Source organism: Nocardia aobensis NBRC 100429, assembly GCF_000308375.1.
Taxonomy (GTDB): domain Bacteria; phylum Actinomycetota; class Actinomycetes; order Mycobacteriales; family Mycobacteriaceae; genus Nocardia; species Nocardia aobensis.
Window position 1 is genome coordinate 1 of the sequence record NZ_BAFQ01000144.1, and the last position, 20669, is coordinate 20669.

The 20669-nt window shown below is 68.5% G+C and carries 23 protein-coding genes and 2 pseudogenes; 6 read left to right on the forward strand and 19 right to left on the reverse strand.

The genetic code is table 11. The features are described 5' to 3' along the window. The 6 genes and pseudogenes from RJ03_RS18665 to RJ03_RS18690 all read right to left on the reverse strand — a co-directional run. Window positions 1–1093 (reverse strand): MFS transporter (locus RJ03_RS18665; RefSeq protein ID WP_036504203.1); only part of this gene is annotated, 1093 nt, incomplete at its 3' end. After that, window positions 1090–2199, reverse strand: a complete 1110-nt coding sequence (locus tag RJ03_RS18670; protein WP_036504205.1) for a PLP-dependent cysteine synthase family protein — start codon at window positions 2197–2199, stop codon at window positions 1090–1092. The genes RJ03_RS18670 and RJ03_RS18665, both read right to left, overlap by 4 nt. A 97-nt stretch (window positions 2200–2296) precedes the next feature. Then, complete coding sequence (lpqS, locus tag RJ03_RS18675; protein WP_157163451.1) at window positions 2297–2692, reverse strand: putative copper homeostasis (lipo)protein LpqS; 396 nt, start codon at window positions 2690–2692, stop codon at window positions 2297–2299. 320 nt (window positions 2693–3012) lie between these two features. Continuing rightward, the gene (locus RJ03_RS18680; protein ID WP_036504207.1) at window positions 3013–3621 is read right to left on the reverse strand and encodes a sigma-70 family RNA polymerase sigma factor; all 609 of its coding nucleotides are present in this window, start codon (window positions 3619–3621) and stop codon (window positions 3013–3015) included. A gap of 464 nt (window positions 3622–4085) precedes the next feature. Next, on the reverse strand, window positions 4086–4286 hold the full coding sequence (locus RJ03_RS18685) for a hypothetical protein (protein ID WP_036504209.1): 201 nt from the start codon (window positions 4284–4286) through the stop codon (window positions 4086–4088). A gap of 193 nt (window positions 4287–4479) precedes the next feature. After that, window positions 4480–5669 (reverse strand): annotated as a pseudogene (locus RJ03_RS18690) (alcohol dehydrogenase catalytic domain-containing protein). 126 nt (window positions 5670–5795) lie between these two features. Between RJ03_RS18690 and RJ03_RS18695 the strand changes: the two are divergent. Continuing rightward, on the forward strand, window positions 5796–6170 hold the full coding sequence (locus RJ03_RS18695) for a hypothetical protein (RefSeq protein WP_036504210.1): 375 nt from the start codon (window positions 5796–5798) through the stop codon (window positions 6168–6170). A 4-nt stretch (window positions 6171–6174) separates the two neighbouring features. On the opposite strand, the gene RJ03_RS18700 is transcribed toward RJ03_RS18695, so the two are convergent. Both RJ03_RS18700 and RJ03_RS18705 read right to left on the reverse strand, forming a co-directional pair. Continuing rightward, the gene (locus tag RJ03_RS18700) at window positions 6175–6624 is read right to left on the reverse strand and encodes an STAS domain-containing protein (RefSeq protein ID WP_083871055.1); all 450 of its coding nucleotides are present in this window, start codon (window positions 6622–6624) and stop codon (window positions 6175–6177) included. A gap of 239 nt (window positions 6625–6863) precedes the next feature. Continuing rightward, window positions 6864–7037, reverse strand: a complete 174-nt coding sequence (locus tag RJ03_RS18705) for a CsbD family protein (RefSeq protein WP_030518399.1) — start codon at window positions 7035–7037, stop codon at window positions 6864–6866. A 152-nt stretch (window positions 7038–7189) separates the two neighbouring features. Between RJ03_RS18705 and RJ03_RS18710 the strand changes: the two genes are divergently transcribed. Beyond that, complete coding sequence (locus RJ03_RS18710) at window positions 7190–7816, forward strand: Rv1733c family protein (protein ID WP_036504213.1); 627 nt, start codon at window positions 7190–7192, stop codon at window positions 7814–7816. 31 nt (window positions 7817–7847) lie between these two features. Here RJ03_RS18710 and RJ03_RS18715 read toward each other — a convergent pair whose 3' ends face one another. From RJ03_RS18715 to RJ03_RS18735, 5 genes are all read right to left on the reverse strand, one after another. After that, entirely contained in the window at window positions 7848–8051 is a 204-nt protein-coding gene (locus tag RJ03_RS18715; RefSeq protein WP_232329380.1) for a DUF8691 family protein, read from the reverse strand. Window positions 8052–8084: 33 nt separating this feature from the next. Then, entirely contained in the window at window positions 8085–8459 is a 375-nt protein-coding gene (locus RJ03_RS18720; protein WP_036504218.1) for a PLDc N-terminal domain-containing protein, read from the reverse strand. 178 nt (window positions 8460–8637) lie between these two features. After that, window positions 8638–10590: a VWA domain-containing protein gene (locus tag RJ03_RS18725; protein ID WP_036504219.1), complete on the reverse strand. Its 1953-nt coding sequence runs from the start codon at window positions 10588–10590 to the stop codon at window positions 8638–8640. Further along, a complete protein-coding gene (locus RJ03_RS18730; protein ID WP_036504222.1) occupies window positions 10587–11981 on the reverse strand; it encodes an ATP-binding protein in 1395 nt (464 codons plus the stop codon). The genes RJ03_RS18725 and RJ03_RS18730 overlap by 4 nt, the downstream gene beginning before the upstream one ends. Before the next feature lie 49 nt (window positions 11982–12030). Continuing rightward, window positions 12031–12468 carry an STAS domain-containing protein gene (locus tag RJ03_RS18735; RefSeq protein ID WP_051024856.1) on the reverse strand — a complete coding sequence of 146 codons (438 nt, stop codon included), beginning with the start codon at window positions 12466–12468 and terminating at the stop codon, window positions 12031–12033. Between the two features lie 177 nt (window positions 12469–12645). Between RJ03_RS18735 and RJ03_RS18740 the strand changes: the two genes are divergently transcribed. After that, window positions 12646–13614: a TIGR03557 family F420-dependent LLM class oxidoreductase gene (locus tag RJ03_RS18740; RefSeq protein ID WP_036504224.1), complete on the forward strand. Its 969-nt coding sequence runs from the start codon at window positions 12646–12648 to the stop codon at window positions 13612–13614. Window positions 13615–13689: 75 nt separating this feature from the next. On the opposite strand, the gene RJ03_RS18745 is transcribed toward RJ03_RS18740, so the two are convergent. Continuing rightward, window positions 13690–14136 (reverse strand): ATP-binding protein, encoded by a 447-nt coding sequence (locus RJ03_RS18745; RefSeq protein WP_232329381.1) that lies wholly within the window; start codon window positions 14134–14136, stop codon window positions 13690–13692. Between the two features lie 182 nt (window positions 14137–14318). Here RJ03_RS18745 and RJ03_RS18750 point away from each other — a divergent pair, with 182 nt between their 5' ends. Both RJ03_RS18750 and RJ03_RS18755 read left to right on the forward strand, forming a co-directional pair. After that, a complete protein-coding gene (locus RJ03_RS18750; RefSeq protein WP_036504226.1) occupies window positions 14319–14522 on the forward strand; it encodes a hypothetical protein in 204 nt (67 codons plus the stop codon). Next, window positions 14519–14701: a hypothetical protein gene (locus RJ03_RS18755; protein ID WP_157121929.1), complete on the forward strand. Its 183-nt coding sequence runs from the start codon at window positions 14519–14521 to the stop codon at window positions 14699–14701. The genes RJ03_RS18750 and RJ03_RS18755 overlap by 4 nt, the downstream gene beginning before the upstream one ends. 22 nt (window positions 14702–14723) lie before the next feature. Here RJ03_RS18755 and RJ03_RS18760 read toward each other — a convergent pair whose 3' ends face one another. From RJ03_RS18760 to RJ03_RS18770, 3 genes are all read right to left on the reverse strand, one after another. Next, window positions 14724–16082 carry a TIGR01777 family oxidoreductase gene (locus tag RJ03_RS18760; protein ID WP_036504230.1) on the reverse strand — a complete coding sequence of 453 codons (1359 nt, stop codon included), beginning with the start codon at window positions 16080–16082 and terminating at the stop codon, window positions 14724–14726. A 103-nt stretch (window positions 16083–16185) separates the two neighbouring features. After that, window positions 16186–17706, reverse strand: a complete 1521-nt coding sequence (locus RJ03_RS18765) for a class I adenylate-forming enzyme family protein (RefSeq protein ID WP_036504243.1) — start codon at window positions 17704–17706, stop codon at window positions 16186–16188. Window positions 17707–17800: 94 nt separating this feature from the next. Then, window positions 17801–18772, reverse strand: a complete 972-nt coding sequence (locus RJ03_RS18770; RefSeq protein WP_036504232.1) for a phosphotriesterase family protein — start codon at window positions 18770–18772, stop codon at window positions 17801–17803. Between the two features lie 179 nt (window positions 18773–18951). Here RJ03_RS18770 and RJ03_RS18775 point away from each other — a divergent pair, with 179 nt between their 5' ends. Then, entirely contained in the window at window positions 18952–19512 is a 561-nt protein-coding gene (locus RJ03_RS18775) for a QsdR family transcriptional regulator (protein ID WP_036504244.1), read from the forward strand. Between the two features lie 6 nt (window positions 19513–19518). Here the strand turns inward: RJ03_RS18775 and ygiD are convergent, their stop codons facing one another. Then, on the reverse strand, window positions 19519–20355 hold the full coding sequence (gene ygiD, locus RJ03_RS18780; RefSeq protein ID WP_198163856.1) for a 4,5-DOPA-extradiol-dioxygenase: 837 nt from the start codon (window positions 20353–20355) through the stop codon (window positions 19519–19521). A 70-nt stretch (window positions 20356–20425) separates the two neighbouring features. Further along, window positions 20426–20669, reverse strand: a pseudogene (locus RJ03_RS18785) (ABC1 kinase family protein); the annotation flags it as partial.

Sequence of the window (20669 nt, forward strand, 5' to 3'; positions counted from 1 at the left end):
GGTTGCCGGTCAGGATCCCGACTCCGACCACCGTGTTGTAGAACCCGTAATGGGTGGCCACGAGCGCGCCGCCGGACAGCGAGACCACCGTATCCATTTCGAACGGGAACACCGCCGCGGTCCCGACAGCGAGGATCGCCGCCGAAATCAACAGCGCCGCAACGGCGGCCACCGTGCCGAAGGGCCGCGGGCCCGGTACCAGCAGCAGCGGCAGGAAGGCCGCGGCCAGCACCCCCATGCCGACCACGAGGCCGCGGCCGGTCCCCCACCGGCGTCGAAACCATGCGGTGATGCGCAGCTGCCCGGCCACCGCGACCACGCCCGACACCACGAACAACGCCGAGGTCAGCGCCTGCGCGTGGCCGGGACTGAGATGTTCGGCCTGCAACGGCAGTGCCAGATAGACCTGGAACGACAGCACATACGAACCGATCATCGCGACCGCGAAGGCCAGGAAACGGCGATTGGCCAGTACCGTCCGCCAATCCTGCAGCACCGTCGTGCGCACCGCGGGCTCGCTCGCCCGCCGCGGCGGCAGCGCGAACAGCTGCGCGAGGGTCAGCACGGCGAAGACCACGGCGGCGGCCGCGGCGGTCATCCGGAAGTCGGTCACCAGCAGCGCGAGCCCGGCCAGCGGCCCGACGAGGATGCCGGCCTGATAGAAGATGTTGAATACCGCGAATGCCTCCACGCGGCGGTCACCGGTCTCCGCGGCCAGATACGCGCGCACCGCCGGATTGAACAGCGCACCGGCGAAACCTGTTGCGGCCGAGGCGATCAGCAGCATCGGCAGCGAGGTGGCGAAGATCAGCAGCGCGAATCCCGCGGTGCGCAGCAGACAGCCCGCCACGATCAGCGGTTTGTAGCCGAGCCGGTCGGCGAGCGTGCCGCCGACGAGGAACATGCCCTGCTGGGAGAAGTTGCGCACGCCCAGCACCAGTCCGACCGCCCACGCCGCCAAGCCGATCGGGCCGGCGAGATATCCGGCCAGGTACGGCATGAGCATGTAGAAGCCCAGGTTGATGCCGAACTGGTTGACCATCAGCAACCGGGCCGCGGGGTCGAAGCTGCGGAATCGGGCGAGGACACTCATGCGGCGGGCTCCGGGTCGAGGGTACGGGGGTCGACGACGGTGGTGCAGCGCGTCCACGAGGTCACCACGCGCTCGGCGGGATGGCCGATCGTGTCGGGTTCGACGGGCGGATCGGCATCGAGCAGGCCGTGCTCGTCGCAGTAGGCGTCGTTGTAGACGGTGTCGGCGTAGCGGTGCGGCCCGTCGGGAAAGACGGCGGCGATTCGGGTGCCGGTGTCGTGCACGCGCGCGGCCCAGCCCGCCACCAGCGCCACCGCGCCGACACTCCAGCCGCCGCTGGCGTGGTGGGTGGCGGCCAGTGTCCGGCATGCCCACACCGCTTCCGCCGGTGCCACCCAATGGATTTCGTCGAAGGCGTCGTAGTCGACGTTGCGGGGGTGGATGCTCGAGCCCAGTCCGCGCATGAGACGCGGGCCGGCCGGTTGGCCGAAGATCGTCGAGGACACGGTGTCGACACCGATCAGCCGCAGCCGCGGATTGTTGCGGCGCAGCACCCGTGCCACGCCCGCGGAGTGTCCGCCGGTTCCGACCGCGCACACCAGGACGTCGACGCGGCCCAATTGCTGCACCATCTCCAGCGCCAGCGATTCGTAGCCGTCCACATTGTCGGGATTGCTGTACTGGTCGGGGCTCCAGGCATCCGGTTCGGTGGCCAGCAGTGCCGCGACCCGATCGCGGCGTGCCTGTTGCCAGCCGCCGGCCGGATGCGGTTCGGTGACCGTCTCCACCCGTGCGCCGTAGGCGCGCAGCAGTCGCACCACCATCGGTTCCATTCCGGGATCGGTGACCACTGTCACCGGGTGCGAGTACACCATCCCCGCCAGCGCGAGCCCCAATCCCAGAGTGCCGCTGGATGATTCGACGATGCGCGCTCCCGGGCGGAGATCTCCGCGGCGTTCGGCGCTGCGCACCATGTGCAGCGCGGGCCGGTCCTTCATGCCGCCCGGATTGGCGCCTTCGAGTTTGGCCCAGAAGCCGCGGCCGCGGCCGCTCAGCGGTTCGCCGATCCAGAGCACCGGCGTATTGCCGACCAGGCCGCGCGGACGGTGCGCCGGGATCGGCGCTGCCGGAATCGGCTGTGGGTGGTCGAGCACGATGTCGTCCATGACTGTCGCTTTCGGTATCTCCGCCCGATGTGGGCGGTGCGGATGCGGGCAGCGGACACCGGCCGCCGGCACGGGCAGGCGGCCTGTCGCTGACCGATCAGCGGCGGGCGATACCGAGATGCGTCAGAATGTCGCGTCCGGTGCGGGGCGGCGGACCCGGCGGCCCGCGCACGGCGGCCGCGCGACGGTGCCACCGGGCGGGGGTCACCGCGGCCACCCCATCCCACACGTGACCCGGCGGCCACAGCTTCACCGGATCCGCCGGGAGCACCGAATCCAGGACGACGTGCCTGTCGTGCGCACAGCAGTCGTCCCAGGCGGGCAGATGCGAACCGAGATGAGCCAGTGTGGATTTCGCGGCGGCCGACGATGCGGAAGCACCGGCCGTACCGGCATCGGCGACCACGCAATCGGTATGCAGGGCAACGAGAGTGAGCAAGGCGACGAAGATCATGGCCACGACACCGCGCCGCGACCGACGGACGGAGCTCACCGCATCCGCACCCGCCGCTCGACCGGCCACAGCGGCGCACAGATCCGAAGCCGGAGTCCGCGCCGGGTCGCACACCGATCCACCAACCCAGCCTCCTCACCACGATCGCCACTGTCGCACAACACCTTCGCACGGTGCCGAACATCGAGCCGACGTCACCCCACCGCTGGGGAACGCGACCACAGGCTCGATAACATCTACTATTTACGTACGCAACTAGTAGATCATAACCGCCGAAAAGGCGGATGCCGCCAGCTGGGCGACACCACGCAATATACCCCTAGGGGGTAGAAACGCCAACTACCGGGACGCGGCGGTCCTCACTTCTTCTCGTCGCGCGACTTCTCCGAAAGTCTGGAACCGAGCGTTTTCAATCCGGCCCGGATCCGGGCCTTCGCGGTGGGCAGCGGGATCCCCAGATCCTGCGCCACCTCCGGATAGGTGCGACCCCCGTAGAAGGCGAGCAGAATCGCCTCCCGCTGCCGATGCCCCAGCCGGTGCACCTCCCCCGCGACCGACCGCTCGTCCAGCCGCTGCGTCACCTCGTCGAACACCACATCACATTCGGGCTGATACTGACCGCGCCCGAACGCGCGCTCCCGATCCGCCAGCGATTGCTCCGAGCGCACGCGGTCGACCGCACGCCGGTGCGCGAACATCATCAGCCACGCCATCGGGCTGGCCCGCCCGGCGTCGTAGTCACCGGCCGCGGACCATGCCTGCAGATAGACCTCCTGGCTCACTTCCTGAGCCAGACCGGGACTGCGCAGAATCGCGGTCAACCGGGCCATCAGGCGGGCGTTGGTGCTGCGATAGAAGGCCGCGAAGGATTCGGCGTCCCCCGCCGCGGACTTGTGCAGCAAGGTAGCCAGTTCCGCTGCCGTGATGGTGGTCGAACTGCTCTGACGGTAACGCTGATCGATGTCCATCGCACACCGTTTCGTTTCGCGGGATAGTCGTTACCTACGCGGAGAATCGGCTACGTTGCCGAACCGCCTGGTCAATCCTTGTGCCGCCGAGCGCCGATGCTGGCGGCCGAACGCGTGATACCCGATCCGGACAGCTGGAACCGACCGATCGCTGCCGTCACAATCAACGACATATGTAGCATCGAAGGCCGAGTGCCAGATGTTAACCACAAAAATGGAACAATCTCGAGAACGTCGGAATTCCGCGATCGGCGCCGTTGCGAACAGCCGATATCCGATAGCCGCCGCCTCCGTATCCGGTGATAGCTGCCGGCTCACTCTTCGACATCCCACGAGGCGGAAATCCGAGCCCGGACATTGTCACACACGCCCGCCGAAACGCCACGCCGCCCTGCTCCCGACAGCCGCGTAGGCCGGATCCGTGATCCGGCCTACGCGCTCGAGTCCGTGTGTCGCGATTCGGGTCAGCGACCGCCGTGACTGTGCTGACCACCGGCCTGCTTGGCCGCGGTCGGCTGCGCCTGGGCGCCCTTGCGCCCCGCTTCGTGCGGATCGGCGGCGTTGCGCCGGCCGAAACTACCCGTGCTGGCCTGGCCGCCGCGGCGAGCCTGTTCCTCGGTGTCACTGCGGTTGCCGAACTGTCCGGGATTGTTCTGGTCGGCCATTGCGGACCTCCTTCGCAGTAGGGACTTTTCTCGACCGCGACCGGCGTACTTCCCGGTCACATCAGAGGCACTACCCGGGCCTCCCGGGTCTATGCACCGGTCTCGCGAACGATTGCGTACGTCCTGGTCGGACCCGGAAATATCTTGCGGCACCGGTCGATTCGGACATCGCGGCCCCAATCGCGCCACGCGTTCACGCGGCCGCCGGATCGAGAACCACCTTCACCATGCCGTCGGCCTTGCGCTGGAAGTCGTGATACACCCGCGGCGCCTCCGACAGCGGAAGCCGATGAGTGGCAAAGGTTTCCACACCGAGCGGATCACCGTCCTGCAACAGCGGAAGAATGTCGCCGACCCACCGCTTGACGTTGGCCTGACCCATCCGCAGCTGAATCTGCTTGTCGAACAGGATGCGCATCGGCAACGGGTCGGCCATGCCGCCGTAGACCCCGGACAGCGATATGGTGCCGCCGCGGCGCACGATGTCGATCGCACTGTTCAATGCCGCCAGCCGGTCCACACCGACGGTGTCCATCAGCTTCTGCGACACCATCGACGGCAGATAGCCGGCCGAACGCTGCGCCAACTCCGCGACGGGCGATCCATGGGCCTCCATACCGACCGCGTCGATCACGCTGTCGGAGCCCGTCCGTCGGTGCGGTCGCGGATCACATCGCCGATCGAGGCGCCGATCTGTTCCAGGTCGACCACCTCGATACCGCGATCTGCTACCCGGCGCAGTCGTTCCGGCACCCGATCGACACCGATCACCCGATATCCCCGATGGGCCGCGATCCGGCACGCCATATCCCCGATCGGGCCCAGTCCCAGCACCACCACCGAGCCCCCGTCGGGCACACCGGCGTATTCCACCGCCTGCCACGCCGTCGGCAGGACGTCCGACAGATACAGGAAGCGGCTGTCGTCGGGACCGGCCGGAATCGGGATGTGGGTGAAATCGGCATGCGGAACCCGCAGGTACTGCGCCTGGGCGCCGGGCACCTGTCCGTAGAGCTTGGAATAGCCGAACAAGGCTGCGCCGCTGCCGTATTCGCGTACCTGCGTGGTCTCGCACTGCGTCGGCAAGCCGGTATCGCACATGACGCAGTGCCCGCACGCGATCTGGAACGGCACCACCACCCGATCGCCCACCGCCAGGGACCGCACTTCCGAGCCGACGTCGACCACCACCCCGATCGGTTCGTGGCCGAGCACGTCACCGGCGCTCATGTACGGGCCGAGCACCTCGTAGAGGTGCAGATCCGACCCGCACACCCCCGAGGAGGTCACGGCGATGATCGCATCGGTCGGTTCCTCGATCCGCGGGTCGGGCACCTCGTCCACCGAAACCTTGCGGCGGCCCTGCCACGTCACTGCTTTCATCGTGTCACCTCGATCTGCATCTGTGCTGGATACGGCCACCGTCGGCCTACCCGCCACCCGGGCGACCAAACGAATCGCGCGCGCCGCCGGCGGTTTGCCGCAGGCGATTGCGGGCACGCGAAGCACATGGCTGGAAACGAATCCGACGAAGATCTGCTCACCCCGACCGAGGGACTGGATTCCGACAATGTGGGCAACGACGACGGCGACGAGATCGTGGAACCGCCCGACGACTGGTCGGGCGTCGACAGCTACGGCATGACGGCCGGCGAACAGCGCACGGAACGCCCACTGTCCCAACGTTTGGCCGAAGAGGAGCCGGATGTGGGGACCAGGCCTTCCGCCGAGCCGACGCTGCCCGAATCCGGGGCGACCGAGGGCCTGGATTCGATCCGCACCGGATCACCCGGGGGCCCCAGTGACACCGAAGCCGTCGAGGAGATCGTGCGGCGCGAATCCGGTACCGACGACGACTCCTACTTCCCGCTCCCCGACGAGTAGCGGCTCAACCGGGGGTAGCGGCGATCGCGGGCCCGGCCGCGTCGTAGGTGGCGCGGCCGACCGCACTCACGACCGTCGAATGGATGGGAAGTTGCCGGGTCTGCCCATCCAGCGCGGCGATCCGCATGATCGTTCGCGACTGGGTGACCAGGCACAGATGCACACCGGCGGACCGGTAGCGCTCCGCCTCGCGGGCCAGCGTCAAGAGCGCACGCCAGGACAGGAAGCTGAGGCAGTTGGTGTCGATGACCACGATGCGCATCCCGCTTTCGGCAGCGGAGCGGATGCGCTCGCTCCATCCGGGCATCGTGTAGCTGTCGGCCTCTCCGCGGAACGACAGCACCAACGCCGGGCCGCGAGTGCGTACGACTGCGGACAGACGCGCCTCGGCGACGTTAGGGGTGCCGGGTTCCTCGGCGGGGGGTACGGGACGTAATTCGGCGCTCGAGCTCATTGAGGTCTCCAAACCGGAGCCGAGGGCAACGGGCGCGAGCCCGCTGCGGGCGTCCTACCGCATGAAGATCGACCCGCCCTACCTTCATAACAGAGACGAAGCGGTCTGTACAGCCGAAACGGCGTAAGCCCAGCTCCAGCGCGTGCGCTCCGGCCACCGCCGGAACGGGACGAGGCCCGGACCAGGCGCGTGTGCTGCACCGGTCCGGGCCTCGCGACGAGGTGGATCCGCGGACGAGATCAGTGGTCGAAGGCGTCCTTGACCTTCTCGCCCGCGTCCTTCAGGTTCGACTTGGTCTGGTCGGCCTTGCCCTCGTTCTTCTTGTCCGGATCGCCCGTGGCCGCGCCGAGCTTCTCCTTCGCCTGACCGGCGGCGTCCTCGAGCTTGTTCTTGGCCTTATCGATGGCACTCATACCGTGCTCCTTCCGAATTGCCGGACCACCCGCACGATGCGGGTCGCAACCAAGCGATATCCCCGCAGATCCGGGTCAAACCTGCGGCGGACCGTGGCGAAGATCCACTCCGAACGCCGTTTGCCGGGGCGTCGAACGGTTATTCTCCGAGCGTGCCTCTGCCGGTCGTGGTGGGAGTGAAGATGCTGCGTACTACCTTCGCGGTGCTGCGGGCCGCACGGATCGCGCCTTGGACGCGTTCGCCGTTGATGCGCCCTGCCGACCGTGTCGAACAGGCGCTGCGGCTCGCACTGGTAGTGAGCGCGCTCGCCGCGATCCTGCTGGCCGTCGCCGCCGGCACCGCGCAGTACCGGGCCGAACTCGCCGCCATCCACGCCGACAACGCCACGAAAACGGCTGTGACAGCAGAGGTCACGAGCGATCCGATCCGGATGCCGGCGCCCAACGCCATGTTCGCCGACCAACTCCAGGCCGAGGCGCAGTGGAGCCGGGACGGACATCCCGGCCGGGCGATGGTCGACGTCGACGGCACCACCCATCGCGGCGACCGAATCACGTTGTGGCTCACCGGCCACGGCGATCCCACCACGCCACCGATCGCCGACGACGCCGCCGTCGCCAAGGGCATCGCCACCGGCACCGCCGCCCTGCTCGCCTGCTGGGCCCTGGCCTACGGGCTGGCCCGATGCGCCGGCTACGCGCTGGACCGGCGCCGGGCCGGCGAATGGGAACGCGAATGGCGGCGGATCAGCCCGCAGGTGGGCCACGGCCACTCCTGAGCGCCGACTCGGGCCGTCGCCTGCCGTGGCCTCAATCCGGCAGGCGGCGCATCTCGATCAGCGTCAGTCCCAAGGCGTCGATGCGGGCCAGCACGCTGCGCATCGCGGTGTAGTCCTCGAGCGGGCCGAACAGCGAGGTGGTGCCGGGCGCGGCCACGTCACTGCGGGTCAGTTCCGGGAATTCGGCGCAGATGTCGCCGGACAACTCGCCGGCGACGGAGAATTCGTAGCGCACCGCACCGCCTCTCGATCGCCGGCGCCGTATTGCTCAGGCCAGGGCTCGGCTCTTCAGCTGCTCGAATTCCTGTGCGGTGATCGTGCCCTCGTCGAGTAGTCGTTTGGCGTCGGCGATCTGGGTGGCCGAATTGGTTCCGGCTACTTCCTTGATGTAGGCGTCCTGCGCCTGCTCGGCCTGTTTCGCCGCCCGCGCGGACCGCTCGGCCATGCCGCCACCGCGCACGATCAAATACACCAGCGAGGTCAGCAGCGGCAGCACGAACATGAACACCACCCACACCGCTTTCACCCAGCCCGACGTGCCGCGATCCCGGAACAGATCGGTGAAGATCCAGAACAGCAGGATCAGATACGCGGCGAACGCGAAACTCATGATGATCAGCCAGAACACATCCCACACGGGCATGACGTCTCCTCGATGACAGCGTCCGGCTTCCTCCGAACGGCTTCCCGCCACCGCATGCTCCCTGCCGGACAGCAGCGACCGCGGTACGCGACAAGTTCACGCCCCGGCCCCGGGTCGCGCTTCACCCGTTGCGGGTGAGCTTGTGCGCGGCCCTCTCCCCAGACCTACCTCGGCGACGCTATCTGCGCCGCCCGCTGAGGTAGTCGGAGACCACCGCCGCGCCCAGGCCGTCGAGATCCGGGGCGATCACCCGGCCGCCGCTGCGGCGGGCCATCAGGTCGACGAAGGCTGCGAGCCTGGGGTTTTCGCCGAGGATGAATACCGAGACCGAGGCGCCGAGTTTCGCGAGTGCGTCGACCTGTGCCATGGTGACCGCGAGGGTGCGGGGGTCGGGTGGCCAGTTGAAGTACGAGCTGCCGTCGGGCTCCAGGTGCGCGGTGGGTTCGCCGTCGGTGACCACCAGCACCACCGGGACCGCGTCGGGATGGCGGCGCAGGTGGCGGGCGGCGAGCAACAGGGCGTGGTGCAGGTTGGTGCCCTGTTCCCAGACCGCTTCCAGGCCGGTCAGCTCCGCGATGTCGACGGTGGTGGCGTGACGGCCGAACGTCACGACTTCCAGTGCGTCGGAACGGAATCGAGTACTGATCAGCTGGTGCAGGGCCAGCGCCGTCCGCTTCATCGGCAGCCAGCGTCCGTCCTGCACCATCGACCACGACGTGTCGACACACAGAGCCACCGCCGCGCGGGACCGCTGATCGGTTTCGGTGATCTCGACATCGGAGACCGACAGCGACACCCGGCGGCTGCCGGTCGACGCCGACCGCAGAACCGCGTTGCGCACGGTTTTCGACACATCCCACGGCTCGGTGTCGCCGAAGCGCCACGGCCGCGTCGCGCCCGTCGGTTCGCCGGCCGCTCCGGCGGTCACCGTCTCACGCTGGCCGCGCTGAGCGCGCAACCGTCCGACCACATCACGCAGCGCGACCTCGCCGAGGCGACGTAACGCCTTGGGCGTCAAGCGAAGCGACCCGTCGGGTGCGCGTTCGAACAGCCCCTGGCGGCGCAGTTCCCGTTCCAGTTCCGCCAGGCGGGCGGCATCGACGGCGGCGTCGGCGCCGAGCTGGCGGGTGAGGGCGTCGAGGTCGATATCCTCGAGCCGGGCGCCGGGATAGGACTGGCCGAGTTGTTCGGCCAGTGCGTCCATTTCGGCCAGATCCTGCATCGCCTGTGCGCCCTCGCCGAGGCCGAGCGGGTCCTGGCCGCGGAACCGCTGCCCCGAATCCCAATCCTCGCCGGGGCGCAGTGCGCGCAACGCGGCATCGAGTGCCGAAACCTGTTCGGCGATACGCGGATCGCCGAAGGCCTGGCCGATCAGTTCGCTCAACTCCGCCTGCTGCTGCGGCGAGAGCGAATTCATCATCCGCTGCGCGGCGGCCGCGCGCGCGGCCAGCGCATCGATCAATTCCTCGGTGTTGCGGGGGTTTTCGGGAAAGAACTCGCCGTGTTCGGCCATGAACTCGGCGAACTGCTGCTCGGTGTTCTCACCGCGCGCGTGCGCGGCCAGCAGCTGATTCAGATCCGACATCATCTGCCGCACCCGCTCGACATCCTCGGGCGTGGCGTTCTCGAGTGCTTGCTTCATGCCCTGGAAGCGGGAGTCGAGCAGTTCGCGGCCGAGCAGTTCCCGTATCCGCTCGTAGTTGGCGCGGCCCGTCTCCGAGCGCCACTGATAGTCGGCGAGTTCGGTCACCGCGGCCGCGGTGCTCGACGGCAGCGCGTCGAGTTCGGCCTCGGCGAAGCGGGCATCGTCGGAGGGGTCGGGGAACAGTGCGGTCCGTTCGGCCTCCAACGCCTGGTCGAGCAGTTCGCGCACCTGTTGCAGGGTGCCGTCGAGGCGGTGCTGCCGGGTGAGCTCGGCGCGACGCTGCCACAACCGCCGGGTCAACTCGTCCAGGCCGGGCGTGCGTCCGGTGCCGCGGCGCAGCAGCTCCTCCAAGGCGGTGCGCGGGGAGCTGCCGTCCATCACGTCGCGGCCGATGAGGTCCAGCGCTTCCCGCAGATCGACCGGCGGCGCCAGGGGGTCGGGACCGTCGTGATAGGGCCCGTAGGAATAGCGGTCGGGAGTAGTCATGAGCCGTAGGTCGCCGTGCCGTCGTCGGAGTCCTTGGCCAGCTGGCGGCTCAAATACAATGACTCCAAAGCGAATTCGACGGTGGCTGCGATCCGCGCCGGCGAATCGGTGGACTCGGCGCCGAGCCGCTCGGCCACCCGCGCCAGCACCGGCAGCTCGGGCAACGCCGAGAGCACCTCCTGGCCCGGCACCCGTTCACCGGTGGTGACCGGATGCCCCGCACTCACCGCCTCGGCCAGCGGCCGCAGATCCACCCCGGCCAGGCGCCGGCGGGCGGTCTCGGCGAAGGCGCGGCGCAGCAGATGGGTGAGATGCTCGGTCTCGCGGCCCTCCTCACCGGATTCGAATTCCACCTTGCCGCGCAGCACCGCGGGCACCGATTCCAGATCCACCGGGCGGGCGACGGCGGGATGCTCACCGGTCAGCGCGGTCCGGCGCAGTGCGGCCGCGGCCACGGTCTCGGCCGCCGCCACCGCGAAGCGCGCCGAGACACCGGAGCGCTGATCGACGGCAGGCGATTCCCGCAGCTGGCGCACGAAGCGCGCCAGCACCTCGAGCAGGGGGTCGCCGACCTCGGCGACCAGATCGGCCTCCTGGCGCACCAGCGCGGTCTCGGCCTCCACGTCGAGCGGATAGTGGGTGCGGATCTCGGCGCCGAACCGGTCCTTGAGCGGAGTGATGATGCGGCCGCGGTTGGTGTAGTCCTCCGGGTTGGCGGTGGCGACCAGCAGCACATCCAGCGGCAGCCGCAGCGTATAGCCGCGCACCTGGATATCGCGTTCCTCCATGACGTTCAGCAGCGCGACCTGGATCCGTTCGGCGAGGTCGGGCAGTTCGTTGATGGCGACGATGCCGCGATGAGCGCGCGGGACCAGCCCGAAGTGGATGGTCTCCGGATCGCCCAGGCTGCGGCCCTCGGCCACCTTCACCGGGTCGACGTCGCCGATCAGGTCGCCGACAGAGGTGTCGGGGGTGGCGAGTTTCTCGGCGTAGCGTTCGCTGCGGTGACGCCACGCCACCGGCAGGTCGTCGCCCAGTTCGGCCGCGAGCCGCCGGCCCGCCGGGCTGATCGGCGCCAGCGGATGTTCGCCGAGTTCGGCGCCGTCGATCACCGGCGTCCATTCGTCGAGCAATCCGACCAGGGTGCGCAGCAACCGGGTCTTGCCCTGGCCGCGCTCGCCGAGCAGCACCACATCGTGGCCGGCCAGCAGCGCCCGCTCCAGTTGCGGGACGACGGTGCGGTCGAAGCCGACGATGCCGGGCCACGGATCGGTGCCGGATCGTAATGCGGCGAGGAGATTCTCGCGGATTTCGGATTTCACTCCGCGCGGCTGATAACCGGCGGCGCGCAGTTCGCCCGCGGTGGCGGGCAGATGCTGAGGAACACTCACCCCAGCGACGCTACGACGATCTTGCGGCGCCGACAACGATTGTGTCGGCTCACTTCGCGTCGGCGGGCGGGGCGGACAGGTGACTCAAGGCGCCGACAACGGTGGGGTGAATGGCCAACTCGGCGGTCAGCGGATCCACCGCCGCCATCCGCGCGATTGTCGGCGTGCGGCTGACCAGGCATATCGCGACACCGTCTCCACGCTGCTCGGCGGCTTCCTCGGCCACTACCACCAGTGCGCGCCAGCCCAGGAAGCCGAGCCCGCCGGTATCGACGACCAGTGGCCCGCCGTGGGCGGCGGCCAGCGCCGCGCCCTCGTGGACGAGACGTCGCCAATCATCGAGAGTGCACGCATCGGCCTCCCCGCGCACCGACAAGACGACCGCGGCCCCGTGGGTGCGCATGACCGCACTGAGCCGGGCCTCGGCGCGCCCCGGAACGGGAAGTGAACGGTGATGACCGATTCGGAATGTGGCGTTCGTCTTCATGTGCGATCTCCCAGGCGAAAATCGACATGTGAATTGCCCCGCTTATCGAGGCAAATCCCGCTATCACCTTTCTAACAAAGACGGAGCGGCCTGTATAGCCCGCCGGCATACGGTTGCGGACCGCGCGGCTGGGTAGCCGGGAGTCAACTGTCCCACGCACGTGAGGAGCCCCCCGCAATGCAGATCGGCTACAAACTGGCGTCGGAAGGCTACGGACCGCGCGACCTGATCCGACAGGCGATTCGCGCCGAGGAGGCCGGATTCGACTTCGTGGAAATGAGCGATCACTATCACCCGTGGCTCGACAATCAGGGCCATTCCCCGTTCACCTGGACGGTGTTCGGAGCCATCGCCGAACGCACCGAGCGCATCCGATTGGTCACCGGTGTCACCTGCCCCACCATCCGGTATCACCCGGCCATCGTGGCGCAGGCCGCCGCCACCTTGGCGCTGGTGTCGGACGGGCGTTTCGATCTCGGCGTCGGATCCGGTGAGCGGCTCAACGAACACGTGGTGGGCCGCGAATTCCCGCCGATCGATATTCGCCAGCGCATGCTGCGCGAGGCGCTCGAGATCATCCGGCTGCTGTGGCGCGGCGGGTATCGCACGTATCGCGGTGAGTACCTGTCGATTTCGGATGCGCGAGTGTTCGATCTGCCCGAGCGGCTGCCCGATATCATCGTCGCCGCGGGCGGTCCCGACGCCGCCCGGCTCGCCGCCGAACTCGGCGACGGACTGTTCGCGACCGGCCCCGAAGCGCGGCTCGTGGACACCTACCGCGGTGCCGGTGGACGCGGCGGCGGCTACGCCGAAGTCGGAATGGCCTGGGCCGCCGACGAACAGACCGCGGCGCAGGCCGCACTGGAAACCTCACGCTGGGCGCTCACCGGATGGAAAGTGATGAGCGAGTTGCCGAATCCGGTGAATTTCGACGCCGCGACGACCACCGTGCGCCGCGACGACATTCTGGAGCAATTCGCCTGCGGTTCCGATCCGAAACGCTATCTGGAAGTGGCACAGCAATATGTGGACGCCGGATTCGACCATCTGGTGATGCAGAACGCCGGACCCGATCCGGACGGATTCATCGACTTCTATCGCAGCGAACTCGATAACCCGATGCGCGAATTGTCTCCGGCTGAGTGACATTCAGCGCTCGATCGGACCGCAGACGCGGAATACGAGGGTCCGGCACCATGATCGCCGGACCCTCACCGCGGCTCACGCGGTGATACCGTGCCGGCGCGATCGCCGGAATTCCACCGTCACCGGATATCCGGCGACCGCCGAATCGAAGGGTGCGGTGGTGGCCTCGAGCGAGTCGGTGATGGAGGTCAGCACATGCCAGCCGAGGCCGTCCCGGTGCAGCGCCTCGGGGGTCACGGCCACCGCCGTCACCGCGACCGACATCCGGTCACCGTCATAGCCGAAATCGCATTCGATCGACGATCCGGCGACGGCCCGTTCGATCAGCGCGGTGGCGATCTCGTCCAGCGCCACCCGGATATCGGTCACCTCGTCGAGTGCGAATTCGGCCATCAACGCGACCGTTTCGGCCAGAGCGCGCAGCATCAGCAACTGGCGCGCTTGTGCGAGTACTCGCACGCCGACAACCGAACCCGTGGGCGCCGGGTCCGTCGACGGCGAAATCCACTCGCTCAAGGACACGTCCTCTCCTTTCGCCCCGCAGGCGCGTCTCGCAATTACCGCTCGTCGTCGCCGATACCCGGGCATCGGGGGAACCAAACGTCGTCCGGGTACCGGGTCGGCGGCAGTTCGCGATTGACCGCGACTTCCCCGGGTACCCGCAGGTCGAGCGGGTATGTGCGGCCCCGAGGCAGGAGGTGCGGATGCGGCGCGGCGGTGTCGTGGCGGAGGCGGCGGCCTGGTGGCTGATCTGTGTGCTGATCTGGCAGGCCACGGTGACCGTCGCCGCGTGGGAGGAGGTGATCGCCGCCGCAATACTGGCCCGAGCCCGCGCTGCAGCGCGCGGTGCGCGACCCGGACCGGCGACGCTGATGTGGACCGTCGCTTCGCGGCCGGTGCCGCGGTGACCCTCGCACTGCTCGGCATTCACCTTCGTAATATGCTGGGCGACAACGATTCTCGACCGTCCGCGGTAATCGCGGTGCGGCACGGACTGCACCGATTGCACAGCGGGCACATCGGCGACTACGCGGCGTGGCTGGTCTTCGGCTGCGCGGCCGTCATCGGACTGCTGTGGGTGAGTTGAGCTGTGCCTGCTCCCCCGCCGCCTACTCCCCCGGTGCCTCGAGCCGGCCCAGTACGTGCCGCAGGGCCGGTTCGAGACGGTCGGTGCGGAAATGATGGCCGGCGGCCAGCAGCCGGGTCGGCTCCACTCGCTGGCTCGCCGCGGCCAGCTCCCGCGCGCCCTGCCCGCCCAGCAGCAGCGCCGGACCGGCCTGCGGCACCGGCAGGAATGCGGGCCGTCGGACGACCCGGGCCAGCGTGCGGGTGTATTCGGCATTGCGGACCGGATGCGGCGCCACCGCGTTCACCGGACCCGACAGCGCGGTATCCCACAGCGCGCGGTGGTAGATGTCGATCATGTCGTCGATGCCGATCCACGACATCCACTGCCGCCCACCGGCGATCGGTCCGCCCAACCCGGCAGCGAACAACGGCCGCAGCAAGCGCAGCAGCCCACCGGCCGGCGACTGCACCAGACCGGTTCGCACCCGCACCACCCGCACCCCGGCCTCGCGGGCGGGCCGATCGGCGTCCTCCCACGCCGAGACCACCTCGGCCAGAAATCCGTCACCAGCCGGACTGTCCTCGGTGAGCGGGCGATCGCCGAGGTCGTAGCCGTAGTAGCCGATCGCCGACGCCGCGACGAAGGTCGGCAGTCCGGTCCGCGCGGCCAGTTCGGCGAGCGCGCGGGTGGGCTCCACGCGGCTGTCGCGTACGCGGCGTTTGTGCTCGTCGGTGAACCGGCCCGCGATCGGCGCCCCGGCCAGATGGATCAGCGCGTCCACCCCGTCCAGCAGATCGGCGGCGGGCGCCGACGGATCCCACTGCCGCTCGTCGGGTTCGCGGGCGGGACCGCGAACCAGCCGGATCACGCGGTGCCCGCCGGTCCGCAGGAACGCGGTCAGCGCCGTCCCGACCAGTCCGGAAGCGCCGGTGATCGCGATGGTCGACGACCGCAGACCGTTCTCGGCGGCACGGGCGTGGGCCGCCAGATCACCGGCGAGCTGCCGGTGCCGGTATTCGAACATCGGCCGCAGCAGCGCGGCGGGCACGGGCGTGTCCACCTCGTCGATGATCCGGGTGCGTCCCGCGTCGACCGCTTCGAAGCCGTGGGTGTGGCGCCACTGCACCACATACGCGAAGGCCGAGGCGGGGCCCTCGGCGACGAGTTCGTCGGCGAACCGGTGCGGTGGGTCGTAGGCGACCGGATCGTGCCGGGCCACCCAGCGCAGGTTGCCGGGCAGTGCCAGTTCGGCGCGCCCGTCCTTCAGCGAGCCCGCTTCGCGGACCACCCGTACCGGTTGCCACGGCGGCGCCAGCCTGGTCAGCGCACCGGGCCGGGTGAACCATTCGAAGACGTCGGCCTGCGGAAAGTCCACGACATTCGCCGATTCGAAACCCATGAGGCGGCAGTACCCGCGCCGCACCGGCCGAAACGGCCGGTCACCGGCACCGCCCGGGCGTCGATCCACTGCCCGCGAGGAACCCGCGAGCGTGTCGCCGAACTCAACGCAGGGGCTCGCCCCACGTCGTCCGTTCCCGCAGCGCGCCTTTGAGCAGTTTGCCGCCCGCGTTGCGCGGCAACGGCTCACCCACCACGGTCACGTACTGCGGCACTTTGAAGTCGGCCAACCGTTCCCGGCAGTGCTCGATCAGCGTGGGAATGTCGATGCCGTCACGATCGGCGACGACGACGGCGCCGACCTTTTCTCCCATGACGGCGTCCGGCACGGCGAGGACGGCGGCGTCGGCGACGCCCGGCGCCGCGAGCAGAACCGCTTCGACCTCGACGCTGGAGACGTTCTCCCCACCACGGTTGATGATGTCCTTGATCCGGTCGACGATGTGCACCCGCCCGGCGTCGTCGACGCGGACCACGTCACCGGTATGCAGCCAGCCGTCGATGATCGTGGCGGCGTCGGCGTCGGGACGATGCCAATAGCGGCCGGTGACATTCGCCCCGCGCACCACCAGTTCGCCGACGCCGGGCTCGTCGCCGAGCGGGACGACGCCGAGCTGAACGGACGGCACCGCGTAACCGACCGAATCGGCGTGGTCGACGGCGTCCCCGTCGGGCAGCACCGTCATCAGGGACGCGGTCTCGGTCATGCCGTATCCGTTGAAGACCTGGGCGTTGGGAAACGCGTCCTTCAGTGCCAGCACCAGCGACGGTGCGATCGGCGCGCCGCCGTAGCCCACCCAGCGCACCGCGGCGGTGTCCGCCGCGCCGAAGTCGGGATGCCGCACCATCAGCGCATAGACGGCCGGCACCGTCACCAGGAACGAGATCCGTTCCGTCGAGAGCGCGGCGATCAACTCGGGAACGCCGAGCGCGGGCATGATCACCGCGGTGCCGCCGAGGTGGGCGGCGGTCAGCAGCTGGGAGTTGCAGCCGGTCACATGAAACAGCGGAACCGAGATCAGCGTCCGCATACCCTCACCGATATCGCGGAGAAGTCCGATGCAGCGCACCATGTTCTCGGCATTGGTCACGAACGCCTCGTGCGTGGTGGGCACGCCCTTGGGGTGGCCCGTGGTGCCCGAGGTGTAGAAGATCGCCGCGATATCGTCGGACGAAAGATCTTGCGTCACAACCGGATCGCCGTCGGGAAGCGGCACGCTGGGAGCGAGGTCGATCCGTGCGCCCGAATCCGTCAGCACGAAATCGACCTCCGGCCCGGCCGAGCGGGTGTTGACCGCGACGACGATGCCGCCCGCCATCACCGTGCCCCAGAAGGCGAGCACCCAGTCGACGCCGGCCGGATAACGCACGGCGACACGGCCTCCGCGTTCCAAACCCGCCGCACGCAGACCCCCGGCGACCCGGGCGGCACGCTCCCACAGCTGCCGATACGTCAGGCGATCCCCGGCGAGTTCGACGACCGCTTCACTGCCGGGCCGCCTCTCCACCTGGGCGTGCAGCATCTCCAGCAGCGTCGCCGGAAGGTCGGTGTAGTGCGCGACACCGTCGCGCTCGGTGACGCCGGTTCGCGGAAAGGGATTGGCGTGGCGCGAAATCTCGATCACCGCGGGTTCGATTGTCATCAGTACATCTCCTCGATCGGCCGTGTTCGCAATTCGCTGGGCGCGCAACACATCACGGCCCGCGCAGAAGCGGAACTCAGGCACCGAAATAACGCCGCGGGTTGTGGACGAGCATGGTGTCGATCTGCTCGTCGGTGACGCCACGCTCGCGCAGCGCCGGCAGTACGTCGTCACTGATGTGGGTGAAGTTCCAGTTCGGCACCGCGGCGGCCTTGCCCTCCTCGGAGAACCAGTCGATGAAGCAGGCCGCGTCGTGGGCGAGGACCATCTTCTCGGCGTAGCCGCGCTCGACCAGTCGCACCACGGTGTCCACCCGTTGCTCGAACGGCAGCAGGACGTCGAGTCCGAAGCGGTCCATGCCCAGGTAGGAGCCGGCATCGGCGAGAGCACACAGATAGTCCAGATCGGTGCTGTCGCCCGAATGCCCGATGACGACCTTGCCGAGATCCACTCCCTCCTCCGCGAGCACCTTCTGCGCGATCAGGCCGGACTGGTTGTGGACGTTCGTGTGGACCGTGATCGGCGCCCCGGTCTCCACGTGCGCCTGGCCGACGGCACGCATCACCCGCTCGACTCCGGGCGTCAGGCCCTGTTCCTCGATCGCGCATTTGAGGAACGCGGCCTTCACATCGGTCCCCGCGATCCCTTCGCGAATGTCCTTGACGAACAACTCGACCAACGGCTCGGCGACGTCGAACAGCAGGCCGGGGCCGGTGTAGTGGAACTGGAACGGCACCTCGTTGTAGGTGTAGAGGCCGGTCGCCACGATGATATTGATGTCGACCTGCTCGTTGATCCGCTGAATCCGCGGAACGTAGCGACCGAGCCCGATCACCGTCGGATCGACGATCGTGTCGATGCCGCGGGCGGCGCATTCGCGCAACTTCGCGACGGCATCGGCGACCCGCGCGTCCTCATCCCACCGATTCGGATAGTCGGGATAGTTCTGTCGCATCTCCTCGCCGAGCACGAAGACGTGTTCATGCATCAGCACCTTGCCCAGGGCGGCGGTGTCGAGGGGTCCACGGACGGTTTCAACGGTAGACATCGAATTCCTCGGGGTATCAGCGGCGAGCAGGACGGCTATGAATGCGGTCGGAAGAATGTGATCCACGCCATCCTGTGTGAGACACTGCGCAAGTGTGTCTCAGAGTCGGGGATTCGTCAACCAGCTCGACACGGCCGCCGAGCCGGCACGGCATGCCGCGGTATGAGGAGATGGACGACATGATCGCTACTTCCGAGGGACGTCGCGCCGTCGACGCGGCGACGAAGCTGTACCTGGCGGGCGAACAACTCGACATGTCGGTGCTCGCCCGGGAGCTGGGCATCGGACGCGCGACGCTGTACCGGCACGTCGGCAACCGGGACGACCTCATCGCGACCGTGCTGGCCGAAGCCACCGAACGCACCTACCGCAAAGTGTTCGCCGACGCCACCGGATCCGGTGCGGCACTGGTTCTCGACACCCTCGAACGGGTGATGAACGCGGTCGCCGAATCCGAACCGCTGCGAATTCTCACCAGTCGCGAACCGGCACTGTTCATCCGGCTCGCGCTGCTTCCCGGCAGGATCGAATCGACGTCGGCGCGCATGGTCGCCGAACTGCTCGACAGCGAACAGCGTCAGGGAAATCTGGCACTCCCGTTGGCCGCCGACGTACTGGGCGAGGCCATCGTCCGCATCTGCGACGCGCACCTCTACGCGCCACTGCTCGGCGGCGATCGACCACGCATCGACACCGCTCTGGCCATCGTCGCCCTGCTTCTCGGCGAACGCCGGGCGTGAACACGGTCACATATTGCTGTCGAGGGCCGGCACTCCGGCCGGCAACCCCGGTGCGCCACTGCCCGAAGACTGCGGCGGGCAGGTGCCGCCGAGCTGGTAGGCGGCCATGGAAATCGAACCGGCACAATGCCCGTCGACGATCGGCACCAGCGGTTCGGTATCGGCCAGGCCCGCGATGTACAGCAGCGGCAGGTAGTGATCGGGAGTGGGGACGGCCGCGGCGAAATCGGGATGTGCGTCGAGCGCGGCCGCCTCGGTCGGTGAGCGCATCAGCACCTCCCGGGCCGCCTCGTCGAAGCGCACCGCCCAGTCGTAACCGGCATCCGGCTGCCCGAAATCGACCGCGCGCAGATTGTGCACGATATTGCCGCTGCCGACGATCAGCACCCCGTCCGAGCGCAGCGGAGCGAGCTTGCGGCCGAGTTCGAGGTGGTAGTCCAGTGGTTCGAAGGCGTTGAGCGACAACTGCACCACCGGAATCGAGGCGTCCGGAAACGCGTGTACCAGCACCGACCAAGTGCCGTGATCGAGGCCCCAGCTGTCGGTATCGCAGCCCACCCACTGCGGACGGGCGACATCGGCGACCTGTTCGGCCAGTTCGGGCAGACCCGGCGCCGGATAATCGACCGCGAACAGCTCGTCCGGAAATCCGTAGAAGTCGTGGATGGTGCGCGGGCGTGGCATCGCGGTGACCGCGGTCGCGTTGGTGTACCAGTGCGCCGAGATCACGAGGATCGCGCGCGGACGCGGCGCGGCGCGCCCGACGGCCGCCCACGCCTCGGTGTAGCGGTTGCGGTCGAGCGCGTTCATCGGGTTGCCGTGGCCGAGAAATACCGCGGGCATTTCCTCCGGCGACATCTGCTCCGGCGACATCTGCGCACTCCTTCTCGTGGTGCCGATCCCGCTGGTGAGCTCAGTCGGCGGGGAGTTCGATCCCCTCGGCGGCGACCTTGGCGGTCACTTCCTCGGGGAAGATGTTGCGGAAGAGGTACAGGTCCTGACCGAGCCGCCAGCCCGGGGCCAGCGCGACCGCATAGCGTTCGAAGTAGCCGAGCTGTTTACCCATCAGCAGCAACTGCTGCGGGCCCGAGGCGCCGCGGCGTTTGCCGAACTCCACCAGCCGGGCGGCGACCTTGCCCATATCCAGCTGCGCCAGC